At 44.5% G+C, this 13,759-nt stretch carries 11 protein-coding genes; 6 read left to right on the plus strand and 5 right to left on the minus strand.

Annotated features, from left to right (window positions below; translation table 11 throughout):
* Positions 1 to 18 precede the first annotated feature (18 nt).
* From JQC93_RS11390 to JQC93_RS11410, 5 genes are read right to left on the minus strand one after another with little or no spacing between them, the layout of a single operon-like run.
* Positions 19 to 1,122: an XrtA/PEP-CTERM system-associated ATPase gene (locus tag JQC93_RS11390; RefSeq protein ID WP_205158562.1), complete on the minus strand. Its 1,104-nt coding sequence runs from the start codon at positions 1,120 to 1,122 to the stop codon at positions 19 to 21.
* Position 1,123: 1 nt separating this feature from the next.
* Positions 1,124 to 2,587 (minus strand): outer membrane beta-barrel protein, encoded by a 1,464-nt coding sequence (locus tag JQC93_RS11395; protein WP_205158563.1) that lies wholly within the window; start codon positions 2,585 to 2,587, stop codon positions 1,124 to 1,126.
* 20 nt (positions 2,588 to 2,607) lie between these two features.
* The gene (locus JQC93_RS11400; protein WP_205158564.1) at positions 2,608 to 3,504 is read right to left on the minus strand and encodes an XrtA-associated tyrosine autokinase; all 897 of its coding nucleotides are present in this window, start codon (positions 3,502 to 3,504) and stop codon (positions 2,608 to 2,610) included.
* The gene (locus JQC93_RS11405; RefSeq protein ID WP_205158565.1) at positions 3,501 to 5,051 is read right to left on the minus strand and encodes an XrtA system polysaccharide chain length determinant; all 1,551 of its coding nucleotides are present in this window, start codon (positions 5,049 to 5,051) and stop codon (positions 3,501 to 3,503) included. The genes JQC93_RS11400 and JQC93_RS11405 overlap by 4 nt, the downstream gene beginning before the upstream one ends.
* A 9-nt stretch (positions 5,052 to 5,060) precedes the next feature.
* The gene (locus JQC93_RS11410; protein ID WP_205158566.1) at positions 5,061 to 5,720 is read right to left on the minus strand and encodes an XrtA/PEP-CTERM system exopolysaccharide export protein; all 660 of its coding nucleotides are present in this window, start codon (positions 5,718 to 5,720) and stop codon (positions 5,061 to 5,063) included.
* A gap of 221 nt (positions 5,721 to 5,941) precedes the next feature.
* Between JQC93_RS11410 and JQC93_RS11415 the strand changes: the two genes are divergently transcribed.
* Genes JQC93_RS11415 through JQC93_RS11440 form a run of 6 tightly spaced genes read left to right on the plus strand, consistent with a single transcriptional unit; the run spans position 5,942 to position 13,746 of the window.
* Positions 5,942 to 7,300: a TIGR03013 family XrtA/PEP-CTERM system glycosyltransferase gene (locus JQC93_RS11415; RefSeq protein WP_205158567.1), complete on the plus strand. Its 1,359-nt coding sequence runs from the start codon at positions 5,942 to 5,944 to the stop codon at positions 7,298 to 7,300.
* Positions 7,300 to 8,193, plus strand: coding sequence for an XrtA system polysaccharide deacetylase (locus tag JQC93_RS11420; protein ID WP_205158568.1), 894 nt, complete (start codon positions 7,300 to 7,302; stop codon positions 8,191 to 8,193). Before JQC93_RS11415 ends, JQC93_RS11420 begins: the two co-directional genes overlap by 1 nt.
* Complete coding sequence (locus JQC93_RS11425; RefSeq protein WP_205158569.1) at positions 8,171 to 9,211, plus strand: FemAB family XrtA/PEP-CTERM system-associated protein; 1,041 nt, start codon at positions 8,171 to 8,173, stop codon at positions 9,209 to 9,211. Before JQC93_RS11420 ends, JQC93_RS11425 begins: the two co-directional genes overlap by 23 nt.
* Positions 9,212 to 9,219: 8 nt before the next feature.
* Positions 9,220 to 10,446: a TIGR03087 family PEP-CTERM/XrtA system glycosyltransferase gene (locus JQC93_RS11430; protein WP_205158570.1), complete on the plus strand. Its 1,227-nt coding sequence runs from the start codon at positions 9,220 to 9,222 to the stop codon at positions 10,444 to 10,446.
* Positions 10,430 to 11,851: an exosortase A gene (xrtA, locus tag JQC93_RS11435; protein WP_205158571.1), complete on the plus strand. Its 1,422-nt coding sequence runs from the start codon at positions 10,430 to 10,432 to the stop codon at positions 11,849 to 11,851. The genes JQC93_RS11430 and xrtA overlap by 17 nt, the downstream gene beginning before the upstream one ends.
* Positions 11,852 to 11,865: 14 nt before the next feature.
* Positions 11,866 to 13,746: an XrtA/PEP-CTERM system amidotransferase gene (locus JQC93_RS11440; RefSeq protein ID WP_205158572.1), complete on the plus strand. Its 1,881-nt coding sequence runs from the start codon at positions 11,866 to 11,868 to the stop codon at positions 13,744 to 13,746.
* The last annotated feature ends 13 nt before the right edge of the window (positions 13,747 to 13,759 follow it).

Genomic DNA, 13,759 nt, shown 5'->3' on the forward strand with positions numbered 1-13,759 from the left:
CTACATAGAGTACAGTGTTTACTTACTGGTATTGATTAATGATGCGATCCAGTGCTTTTGGGTCAATGGGCTTTGTGTCTTAGTTGGGGGTACATCTGCTTCCTGACTGCTCACGGAAGCTCCATGGTGTCCATTTTGGGCCAATGTGTTTTGATGATTTTCAATTAATTTTTCCAACTGCCTTACGGTTTCTAATTTGGTGGCAATTAGCTCACTAAACGCCCGTTGTAGATCCTGATAGTCCCGACTTTCCAACGCGGTAGAAACGACCGACTTCATAAGTGGCTCTGAAGCACGAGGACTGATTGACCCCGAGACTTCCTCGTTCATTTCTTCTACCACTGTTGCAACGAGAGCTTCGTCTACTGTATCGACTTCTTCTAAATACGCCGCCAACAGTAAACGATCCATCAATATATTAATCTTCCTGGGTATTCCGCTGCTGACCTTATTAATTGGCGCAAAAATGTCTGCGTCAATTTGGGGATGATTCTTCCAACCCACTTGGTTCAATCGATGCAAAATATACTGCTCTGTCTGCCCTTTATCGAGCGCCTTAAGGTGGCATGAGGCAATAATGCGCTGACGAAACTGCTCCATTTGAGGCAGCTCAATGATCGATTTTAATTCCTCTTGGCCGAGTAAGAAGCTTTGAATAAGAGGCTGATCGTTCACATTTAAATTTGACAGCATTCTCAGCTCTTCAACTGTCTCTGCTGGCAGGTTTTGCGCTTCGTCTACGATCAATAGCGCTCTTTTTCCAGCGGCATTAAGCTGAAGTAACGCTTTCTCAATTTTCTTAATCTTCTCGCCTTTTGAAAGCGTCTCCGATTCTATCGAGAATTTGCTGCAAACTAGGCTAAGTAGCTCGTCCGGATTGAGGTTGGTCGTTACTAGTTGAACAACGTGTATCGAGTTATCTACTTGGGCTACAAGGTTTTTTGCGATGGTTGTTTTACCGCTGCCTATAGGCCCTGTAATAACAATAAACCCTTCTCCCAAAGACATCCCATATTCTAAGTAGCTAAGTGCCTTCTTATGATGCGGGCTTGAGAAAAAAAACTTTGGCTCAGGGCTAAGTTTAAAGGGGCGATCGTCGAAGCCGAAATGCTGTTCATACATACTAAAAGTCCAATCTTATGTTTGCTGACGCTCTAATTTCGTCGTAGTTGAAACTTCCAACACTAGAGTCTCGGCGAAGATAGCTCAGCTCGAAATCACTGGAAATACTTCTTGATAGCTGGTGATCCAGTGTCGCTTTATAGCGCTGATAAAAGTCGTCTTGTGCATTGTTCTCAGTCTGAGTTTGAAAAAAGTCGTAATCATCAAAATCAATGCTCAATGCCGAAGACGTACGGCGAGATAACTGATGAGTAACCTTGCCTCCATACCCTAAAGAAAGGTCGCTTTCATCAAGCTCAAGCAGTACAGCCTCTATATCTTCAGTGTCTTTATAGCTAACGTAAAAATTCCACAAGGTTCTGCCAGCGTTAACCTCAACGTTCCAACGCGCTTCTCTGGAGAGGAATATTTCTCCATCTGCTCCACCACCGGATACAAAAGAATCCCTGTCATAGTTGGTCGGATTTTCGTTGTAACTTAAGGTGTTGGTAACCTTTCTCGAGCGATGAGACAGCTCAACATCATAGGCGTCACCAAAGAAGCGTCGGTCGTAGCTGGCTGCAAAACGAGTATTACTGGTGGACTGAATATTGATTACCCCGCCCCAGTAGTCCTCATTTTCAGGATCGTCGGCAATATTGTAAGAGAGCTCGAGATAGTTTAAACGATTGTACGAATATCGAAGACCAGCGCCGTAATAGAGAGACTCGACATTTTCACCACTCTCTCCTGTGATATTTTCGTAGTTAACTCGAACAAGCGGAGCGACGTCCCAAGGTGTTTGTATCCCAAGAGATTGTCTCAAAACAACGTACTCTGAATCCAGACCACTCTCTCTACCTGTTCTGACGTCATACGACCAGTCGCTTTGCCAAAACAGTACATCGGCGTCATAGCCATCGGTTGAAAAAAGCGTTACGCCATAGCCCGAGTTATTGCCCAGGTTGTCGCTGTTATCATTGATACGGTAGTAGGCTCGTGAGTCGACGTAGGCAGTACCTTGAATAGGATTCGAGTAGGTGGCACCAGCCTCTAATTGCGACTCCTGCACTGTGTTACCAGCAAAAATATCGGTAATCGCATTTTGGTCATTAAAACGGGCGACATTATCGATCTGAGCATTCGCATAGAGACCGACACCTTCAAGCTTGGTCGCATAAAGCCAATTTAGGTCCATATCTTGATAGGCTGAATTTTTGTCAGAGTCATCGCTGTAGATGAACTGCCGGATTTCGTACTTGCCTGTTAAGCTGTTCTTGGCCGTTTGATAATCAAAATCAAAACCCGCACCGACATCGAGCACAAATGCACTTTGTGCCTGTTGGCTCTGATTTATGTTGTCACTGAAGGTGAGCCCGCCTACAACGTAGGGCTGAACGATCTCTGCAGAATGAGCCACCGTTGCGCTTAACGCCACAGTTGCTCCAATCGTCATCCACCGCAGTTCTAACCATTTGATATCCATATACTTTAGCGCCCGCTTATTTAACGTTCATGCCCATAACCGTATCCGTAGCCATAACCATAGCCATACGATACGTGCGAACTTCTAACCACTTTATTCATGATAAAACCAACTGTCATATCAGAACTTAGTTGCGAAGCAGCGGCTTCAACATTGCTCATTTTGGTCCTACCAGGCTCGATCACCAACATTGCCTGACCTAAGTGCTTGGAAATAGTTACGGTTTCCACTACCCCTAATACAGGAGGACAGTCAAACACAACCATTCGGTTAGCGTACCGACTAGACAACTCAGCAATCAGCTGTTCCATTTTCTCACTGGCCAACAACTCATTACTCTCATGGTGCCATGCGCCAGCGGGTAAGATACGCAAATTAGGGATGTTCGTGGGATAGATAACCTCACCAATATCGTCAACCTCTCCAGTTAGGTAATCGATAAGTCCCGGTCTTGGTTCAATTTCGAGTAAATTGCTGACATCAGGTTTCAAGATATCTGCGTCAACGAGCAACACTGTTTTGTCTTTTTCACTGGCCAAGCTCAATGCCAAATTCACTGAAGTAAAGGTTTTCCCTTCACTTGGAACGGTGCTTGATACCATCACAAGATTCCCATTAGGCTGAGCTTGGGCCCCTAACCCAAATGCGTTGTAGAGTAGCTTTTGCTTAATCGAACGATACTCATTTGTGATTTCGAGGTTGGCTCTTTCGTTACTGTGATTCACCATACCCAAGTCTTTGAGCCTTTGTTCATCGATACGCAGCAATTTGGGATCGTTCAGGTCAATAGGTACCGATACATATTGCGCTGGCTTATCCACCAACTCAACTTGTGGTGCGCTGACTTTGGGTTCGCTTGCCTGCACCGCTGGTTTTGACTTGGCACGTTTACCCATTGCCTTTTCAATAATACTCATAACTGTGATATCCCTGAGAGTACCGTTGCATGCCATTCGGGCACGATATTAAGAAGCACAAACCCGATAAACGTACAAAATATTAACAATAGAATCAGCACAAATAGCATGGTTTTTCGCTTCATTTTTTTGCGCAGACCCGAGTTTTGAGTGATGGACACAGCACCAAACACTGGAATATTCGTTTCGCGATAGATTTGCTCAGCTGAAGTAACGACGGGTGAGATTTGACTCAGTAAGAAAGATGCCCCCATACCAGCACCTAACCCAACAACAAGCACCGCACTTAAAAATAGCGGACGCATTGGACCAGATGGTTTAAGCGGAAGCTGTGGTGGATCAATCACTCGGAACGTTATCTCGTCTGAGGCAGCGCCAACGCGTTGTGATATTAGGGCCGCTTCTCGTCTCGATAGAAGCTCTTCGTATTTCTCTTTTGTAATACTGTAATTACGAGTCAGCGAGGTAAGCTCGGCTTCCACATCTGGAAGGTTACTAACCGTATTTTCTAGCTCTAGAATTTTGGCAACTTGCGCTTGGGCTCTAACCTGCAGTGACGCTATTTCGGTGCGTAACTGCTGAATGAGCACCGAAAGGTATTGAGACTGCTCGCTATTTAAAATTTCACCACGACTTGCCGCATTTGCAATCGACAACTGCTTTTGAGCACGCAGGTCTTCAATCTGTCTTCTGGTTTCTTTAACGTTTGGATGCTTTTCTGTGTATCTAAACAACAGATCGTCCAAACGTGCTTCTAACAGGTCCAATCGCGAATCAAACTCGGTCTCTACACCAAACTGATTTTTGGCCGCTTTGGCTTTTTCAGTGTCCAATCGTTCTTGTGCAGTAAACAGCTGAGTTTCTTTTTCTTTAATTTCCAACTCAGTGGATTCGAGAATACCTTTACGCTGCTCAATCTTAGCGTAGTAATTGGCTTCACTACCCGGAGTATAGCCTTCATATCGTTGCTTGAATGCTGCAAGATCGGCTTCGGACTCTTCTAGGCGTATTTCGTATTCACGAATTTGGTCGTCAATGAACTGACCCGCTTTACTGGTGTCTTGGCGCTTTTGACCTACGGCACTATCGACAAAGACATCAAGCGCTGACTGTACAATCTTTTTCACATATCTAGGATCACTGCCAACATAGCTGATTGAGAACAAGTTCTCTCGTCCAGTCGACTTGATCTTGATGTTATTCTTAAGATCGGTAATGAGTGCCTCATATTCCTCGCTGGTTTTGGCTGTTGCCGCAGCGTCAGAATATCGAATAATGGTCTCAAGATTCGTCCTGCTAAGCAGAGTTTTAACGATCAGCGACAATTCCTGTGAAGGATCCGTATTGATCGCTAAACCTTTGAGTAACGGCTGCAAAATTGAACGAGTATCGGCATAAACCCTAGCTTCCGATGTGTACTGGTTGGGCATTAGAGTGACAACACCCCACCCCACAGGACAAATCAACAGCAGTGAGATCACTAACCAGCGTCTTTTTAGCCATGCACCTTGAACTAAATCAAGTAGCGCTTTCAGTTGCTCTTTCATGGTAGTTTCCTAGAACCAAGCTTCAGGAATAATTACAATATCGCCAGGTAAAATGTCGACGTTGGCCGCAATCTCACCTTCTTTGACTAAATCGTCCAAACGAATGCTGTATTTAACTTGCTTGCCGTTCACTACACGAATAAGGTTTGCGCCATTACCATTTGCAAACTCGGTTAAACCACCTACTGAGATCATCACATCCAATAACGTCATGTGTTCTCTATAACTGATGGCCTGAGGCTGCGCCGCTTCACCAATAACTCGTACTTGTTCACTAAATGGCCCTACAAAGCCTTGAACAATTACCGTCACTATAGGGTCTCTAACGTATTCAGACAGATAGGACTCTATCTCGCGAGCCAACTCTGTGGGTGTTTTTCCGCTAGCCTCTAAATCATCAACCAAAGACGTAGACAGCTTTCCGTCAGGTCTAACTTGGAAGACTCCTGAAATTTCTGGGTTACCCCAAACAAAAATCTCTAGATTGTCTTGTGGTCCGATTAGATAGTTGTAGTTGTCTATGTCGGTCGTGAGAGAGGGTTGCGCTTTTGCTGAGGGCAACTCTTGGTATCCCCCGCCACTACTACAAGCGGTTACTAATAATAAAGAACCAATAATTACAAGGCCTTTACTAATATTTTTGATTGAAGCATCCATATTTTTGTCCATGTTAATGATTGCTTAAGTAAGAATAACAATTTCAAACAATAATCTTGTCTCAAAAAACATACATTGCGTTTATTTTTATCCAAGTATGCTTGTTTTAACGCCACCTCATTTGCAACGAAAACAAATGTCAGCGGTAAACTTAAATTAGGGAATCACACTTATGTGTCAACTAAGGAACTAGCATGGGCACACAAAACCATATAATAAATAAAAGCAAAATAATGCTATTTATCATAGACATAAGCGTTGTTTACTTGGCGTTTATGGTCTGCGCAGCCATCATGAAAACCTACTTCCCAGAGTACGTTTTGGCGTTTGATCAATATTTCTACATTCGTCTCATTCTTGTTACAGTCTCAATTGAAATTTGCTGTATCGCGGTAGGCCTATATAACGAAAAATTACGTTGTGGTGTAAGAGAAATAGCCAGTAGAATATTAGTATCCGTAATTCTTTCGTATTGCACGGTTGCATCAATATATGCCATTACTCCTTTAGACAAAAATCCACTATTAGTTATTGAATCTATTTATTTTATTATTATTTTGGGCTTATTTGCTACGCGTACTGCTCTACTTTTGGGTGATAAAAAGTACATCAAAAAGTCAAAAGTGCTAGTGCTAGGGGCTGGAAAGCGAGCATCGTTGATTAATAGCTCGATGAAGCGAAAAACAGACCGATTAAATTTCGATTTAGTAGGTTATGTACCTTTGAACGGTGATTGCCCAGATGTAGACAACACTCAGCCCAGACTAGACATAACAACTGGACAATTAGGCAGCTACTGCCAGCAAAACGATATTCACGAGGTGGTCATTGCGGCTGACGAGCGCCGAGGAACGCTGCCCTCAAAAGAGCTTCTCGACTGTAAAGCAGAAGGGATCTTCGTTAATGACATCATCGATTTTGTTGAGCGAGAAACTGGACAAATTGCCATTGAACACATCAATCCTTCTTGGGCGATATTTAACCAGTCCCCCGTTAAACTCTCTTTCTCGTTTGTGCTCAATAGTATTTTCAACACCATGCTTAGCGTGCTTATCTTCCTAGCAACTTGGCCGTTTATTCTAATCACCATCATTAGCATCAAGATTGAAGATGGACTTTTTGCTCCGGTAATCTATAAACAGCAGCGCATTGGATTAAATGGTCGCCGGTTCGATATTTATAAATTCCGCAGTATGAAGATTGACGCTGAAAAAGATGGCGCAAAAATGACCACCAAGACCGATGATCGCGTGACTAAAGTTGGCGCTATTATCCGCAAGTATCGCCTTGATGAACTACCACAACTCTATAACGTTGTCCGCGGAGACATGTGCTTTGTGGGTCCACGCCCTGAGCGCCCAGAGTTCACCACCAGCTTTTCGCAAGATATTCCATATTACAACCAAAGAAACTATGTAAAGCCTGGTCTTACAGGTTGGGCCCAGCTGAAGTATCCCTATGGTGAAAATAGTAAAGATGCGGCAGAAAAACTTAAGTTTGATCTCTATTACATCAAACACCGCAGCTTTTTGTTGGATCTTCTGATCTTGGTCAGAACATCAGAAATAGTTCTATTTGGGAAAGGCCGATAGTGGACGAGGTAGAAGTGAAAATCGTAGAGCCGATCACCAATGCATTTACTGTCGATGTCGAAGACTATTTTCAGGTAGAGGCATTCCAGAGCATTATCCGCCCAGAACAGTGGGATAACGGCGATTATCCCACTCGTGTGGTCACTAACACACGTAATATCTTACGCTTGCTAGAACGCCACAATGTCCATGGGACCTTTTTTGTCCTTGGCTGGGTAGCACAACGTTACCCAGCCTTGATTGCAGACATTGCAGCGCTTGGACACGAGGTCGCCTGCCACGGTTTTGCCCATCAGCGAGCTACCACCCAAACCTTTGAGGTATTTCTCAACGATGTACTTTCAGCAAAGCATTGTTTAGAAGACATTGTTGGAGTCTCTGTTGATGGATACCGCGCACCGAGCTTCTCAATCAATGAAAATAACCAATGGGCATTTGACGCACTGGCAAAGGCGGGCTTTTTATACAGCAGTAGCACGTATCCAGTTAAGCACGACCTATATGGTGTTCCAAATTGGCCAAGGTTTCCGCATTTACGCCCAGAAGGTATTTTAGAAATCCCTGTTCCGACTTTGCGTATTGCTGAGCGCAATATTCCCATTGGCGGTGGAGGATACTTCCGACTCGCTCCGTATGCGTTGAGCCATAAGTTAATCGAGCGCTACTTAGTCGGCGAGCAAAAGCCTTACTCGTTCTACTTCCACCCATGGGAAATTGACCCTGACCAACCAAGGATTGCAAAGGCAACACTCAAGTCTAAGGTTAGGCATTACGTTAACCTTGGTCGAATGGAAAACAAAGTGAGCCGTCTTCTCTCTGATTTTCAGTGGTCGACAATGAAAGATGTGTACTCAATACAAGGAAAGGAAAGTGCAGCAAGTATCCGTGCGTAGTTTTAGACCTCAAGATGCCAAACAGTGGGATTCGTACGTAGACAATCATCCATCAGGCAGCTTTTTTCATTTAACCGGTTGGATCACGGTGATTAATGAGGTGTTTGGTCACAAGCCTCATTACCTTGTCGCGACACAACATGAGCAAATTGTTGGCGTTTTGCCACTGGTGCAACAAAAAAGTATGTTGTTTGGCCATTCATTGGTATCAACACCTTTTTGCGTTTATGGGGGCGTGATCGCCAATGATGATGAAATTCGACACGCATTAGAACAGGCCGCTTACGACAAAGGCGTGGCCCTTGGAGTAGATTACGTAGAGTTGCGAGATAAAGAGCCAACAGAGTCGACGTCTGTGTGGCAAACACACTCAAATCACGCCACATTTTTTGCTGAAATCCCAGAGGATCCAGAGCAAATATTAACCTCAATAAAACGTAAACAGCGTGCAGTTATCCGCCATTCACAAAAAAACAGCTTAAGTTGGAGTAACGACAACGACTTCTCTCAGTGCTACGACTTATACGCTGAAAGCGTTCGTAACCTTGGGACACCTGTATTCAGTAAGAAGCTGTTTAAAACTCTGTTGGATGTGTTTCCCGAAAGCAGCGAAACACTGGTGATCAAAGACGCTCAAGGTGAGCCTGTGAGCAGCGTACTCAGTTTCTACTATAAGGATGAAGTACTACCTTATTACGGTGGTGGTAACCTGTCCGCTCGAGGACTTAAGAGCAATGACTTTATGTACTTCCAGTTGATGCATTTAGCACATCAAAAAGGTAAAAATCGTTTCGACTTTGGACGCAGTAAACTTGACTCAGGCGCCTATAAATACAAAAAGAACTGGGGCATGAAAGAGCAACCGCTAAACTACAAAATTGCTCTGATTAAAGCCACAGAGCTGCCAAATCTGTCGCCTAATAATCCCAAATATAAGTTGCTCATTGACACATGGAAAAAGCTGCCATTGCCTGTGAGTAAGGCCATTGGGCCCCATATATCGAAGTTTTTAGGATAGGCAATATTATGTCCAGCAGTAATAAACCGGCTGTATTGTTTCTGTGCCACCGCATACCTTTTCCACCGAATAAAGGTGAAAAAATTGCTGCGTTCAACATACTGAAATACCTTCACCAGCACTACCAAGTGCACCTGGGCTATTTTATTGATGATCCCTTCGACGAACAGTATATCCGCAAGTTAGACGATTATTGTTCCTCTCAGTTTCATCATTCGATGAGCAAAAAATCGAGTCTTATTCGTGGCGCCACCGCGTTTTTAACTCAGCAGCCGATTACGGTTCCCTACTATTATCGCCCACAGTTTGATCGCAGTGTTTCCCAAGCAATCGATAAGCATAACATCAAAAAAGTGGTGATTTTTTCTGGTGCGATGGCCCAATATGTCTTTGATAAACACGAAGATTTACACACGGTAATGAATTTTGTCGACATCGATTCGGATAAATGGCGCCAATACAGTGATAGCAAAACTGGTCTCTCAAAATTTGTGTATCAGCGAGAGCATAAACAGCTGCAACGCTATGAAATTGATATTGCTAAACGTTCCAATGTGAGCTGTTTTGTCACACCAGCAGAAGTCGAAACGTTTAAAGCCATCGTTCCAGAAGCGGTACAGCAACGAGTCTGCGTTCTAGAAAATGGCTTAGACAGCACCTTCTTTGATCCACAGGCACCATCAACCTTACATGAAGAGTTTGACGTCAAGCGAGACAACTATTTGGTGTTCACCGGTGCCATGGACTATTGGGCCAACGTCGACGCCGTTAAATGGTTTGTCAATAATGTTTGGCCAACGGTACTAGAAGCTCACCCTGAAGCGAAGTTCTACATCGTCGGAGGTGGTGCAACGTCAGAAGTTAAACAGTTGCAAACACAACAAGGTATTGTGGTGACCGATCGCGTTGTCGATATTCGACCTTATTTACATCATGCCAAAGCCGTTGTGGCACCAATGCAAATAGCAAGAGGTGTGCAGAACAAAATATTAGAAGCGATGGCAATGGCCAAGCCGGTATTTACCACCACATTGGGCATTGAAGGGATTACAGGCTACCCAGAATCGCACAACTTTGTGTGCGACACGCCGTCGTTAGCTTCACAGTGGTGTATTGAGCAGTTGAAGCAAAATAGTACCGCAGCAGTAGACTCGCGAGAATGGATTATCGCTAACTATAGTTGGCCAAGCAAAATGGCGCCACTGCAGGAGTACCTCAATGAATCGAGCTATTAGCAGTTTACTGCTCGTCCCCTTATGGGCGATCTTATTTAGTGAGACACTGCTGGACCTCATTAGAGTTTGGGGTGGCTCAAAAACCTATGAGCATGGATTTCTCATCTTACCCATCACCATCTGGCTTATTTGGGACGCCCGAGATTGGTTAGACCTCACTAAAGCTCAGTTTTCATTGCAGGCTCTACTGCTGCTATGCGCGGCGGTAATAATCTGGTTATTCGGCATTGCATCTAATGTCAACTTTTTCTCGCATGTCGGTGCGGTTGTCGCGCTGCAAGCCATTTTCTGGTTTGTCTTAGGCAACGACAACGCAAAACAGCTGTGGTTCCCAATTCTATTTCTGCTGTTTGCCATTCCTTTTGGCGAAGAGCTAGTACCTAAATTGCAGCTTATCACCGCCGATTTTACGGTGATGTACCTCAACTTAGTCAATATACCGGTCTATAGAGAAGGGCTATATTTGTATATTCCTAATGGTGTTTTCCACGTTGCTGAGGCTTGCTCTGGAATTCGATTCCTAATTTCGGGAACCGCGCTTAGTGCACTGTTTGCGTACCTATTCTTTCATCATCCCGTGAAACGCATCATCTATTTCGCAATCGCAGTCACTGTACCGATTATCGCGAATGGTTTACGTGCATTTGGGATTGTGCTGATCGGATATTTGAGCGACATGAAATACGCCACTGGCGCTGACCACCTTATCTATGGCTGGGTGTTTTTCTCACTGGTCATCGTAATGATGCTTGCAATAGCTTATTTCCTCTCTGACACGCCGACTAAAAAGACAAAGACGACCAAACGACCTTATTTTACACCAAGCTTTTCCACTCACTTGTCAGTGCTGTTCATCGCCGGCTCAGTGCTAGTTTTCGCGTTCGTGTGGAGCCAGGTGTTCCTATCTGAAAAACAAGTATCTACTGTCTCAAACTCCAAGATTAATGCCAATAATGACACCTTTCATTGGGGTATTGAATTTGCAAACCCCGTCTCTGTTGACGCTAACGAGCATCAAGCGACCCAATACAACTCATACACAGCAACCTATCAACTGGCTCAAGACCAAGGGAAACTTCTAAGCAGTGAGAACCAGTTATTTGATGGTGAAGTGTGGAATGTGCAGTCGAGCCAAATCACTACAATCGATGGTCACTCTGCAAAAGCCTTGCTGCTAAACTCTCAATATCAAGACCCTATCACCGTGGTTTATTGGTATTGTGTAAATTCTTTCTGCTCGGCAAAGCCGCTTGAAATTGTGCTCTATTCTGGCGCTGTGCGGCTGTTCAAAGGTGATGGAAACGCCTCTGTTGTCGCTTTTGCGAGCCGTAATCTCGACATTAATGATCCGACTCAATTGTCTGCGGACGTGTCGACTTTACTGAAGCTTGCACACAATAAATAAACAAAGGAAGTTGTATGTGTGGTATCGCTGGTATCTTTAATCTTCATCAGCCTCATCCAATTGAGCCTACACTGCTTGCGCAGATCAATAACGCTCAGCTCCACCGTGGCCCTGACGACGAAGGCTACTACATTGATGAGCATGTAGGATTGGCTCACCGACGTTTATCTATTATCGACTTGTCATCTGGGCACCAACCCATTTTCAATGAAGACGACAGCGTCGTTATCGTGTTTAACGGCGAAATCTACAACTACCAAGCCCTCTATGATGAACTCACGCAACTTGGCCACACATTTAAGACCGTGAGTGATACTGAAGTCATTGTGCACGCATGGGAAGAATGGCAAGAGCAATGCTTATCTCGCTTTACAGGAATGTTTGCCTTTGCTTTGTGGGATAAAAATCGCCACCAACTGTTTATCGCGCGTGATCGCGTTGGTAAAAAGCCATTACACTACACGGTAACTGCTGAAGGTCAGTTCGTATTTGGCTCGGAACTAAAAGTATTAACCTCTCACCCTAAGGTCAGTAGAACAAAACGTACGCAACATCTTGAAGATTTTCTGCACTTTGGTTATGTGCCTGATCCTTACACTGCCTACCAAGATATCTTTACTCTAGAGGCGGGTCATTTTTTATTGCTCTCTCCTGGTCAAGAATTTAAGCAGCAGCAATACTGGGATCTCACCTATTCGCCGACGATTTTAGATGAACAACAAGCGAAAGAGGCGCTAATTGAAGAGTTGCAACAAGCCATTGCCTACCGTTTGATCGCGGACGTGCCTTTGGGTGCATTTTTGTCAGGCGGAGTCGATTCGAGTGCGATGGTTGCGTTAATTGCTCAGCAGCAGTCTAGCCCATTGCAAACCTGTTCGATTGGCTTTAGCGACAAACAATACGACGAATCTAGCTACGCAACCGCTATGGCTAAGCGATACAAAACCAATCACCACTCTCAAGAAGTCGACAGCAGTGAACTAATGGATTTATCAGCGCTGCAGGACATGTATGATCAACCCTTTGCCGACAGTTCGTCCCTGCCAACCTGGAAAGTCTGCCAGATGGCACGAAAGCACGTCAAAGTCGCGATTTCGGGTGACGGTGGTGACGAACTTTTTGCAGGCTATCGCCGTCATCGACTGCTACTTGCAGAAAACAAGATCAAAGGCAAAATCCCAGCGTCAATTCGTCAGCCTCTGTTTGGTACTTTAGGCAAATTGTACCCGAAAATGGACTGGGCACCTCAGCCACTAAGGGCAAAAACAACCTTTCAATCCTTAGGCATGAGCATGTTAGATGGCTATGCGCACGGGATATCAAAGATGAGCGCGCCGTTAAGACACTCGCTGTACAGTCAGCAGTATATGAGTGATTTGCAAGGGTATAGCGCTAACGAGCACTTGCTTCGCTACAAAGACAGCTTACCCGATGATCCGCTGAAGCAAATCCAATATTTAGACTTCAAAACATGGTTGCCTGGCGACATCCTTACTAAGGTTGATAGAGCCAGTATGGCCACCTCACTGGAAGTGCGAGCCCCTCTGCTAGACCATAACTTTATTGAATGGGGTTTTGGCTTACCTTCTCATTTCAATATTCAGAAAGAACAAGGAAAATCGCTATTCAAGAAAAGCTTAGAACCTTGGGTCGACAACGATATTTTATATCGACCCAAAATGGGCTTTAGCATGCCAATTGCGAAGTGGTTTAGACATGAACTTGCAGATAAGCTTCGTCAAACCGTGTTATCCGAAGCGATGTTAGACAGCGGGCAGTTTGGCTCCCAGCAACTCAGCACGTTAGTCAATGATCATCAATCTGGGCGAAGCGATCATAGTGCAAGCTTGTGGTCGCTTTGGATGTACGCGCAGTTTTTGCAAGCGCAAGGGTAAGGGGTAAAGGTAA

The organism is Vibrio ulleungensis (assembly GCF_016900875.1).
Taxonomy (GTDB): domain Bacteria; phylum Pseudomonadota; class Gammaproteobacteria; order Enterobacterales; family Vibrionaceae; genus Vibrio; species Vibrio ulleungensis.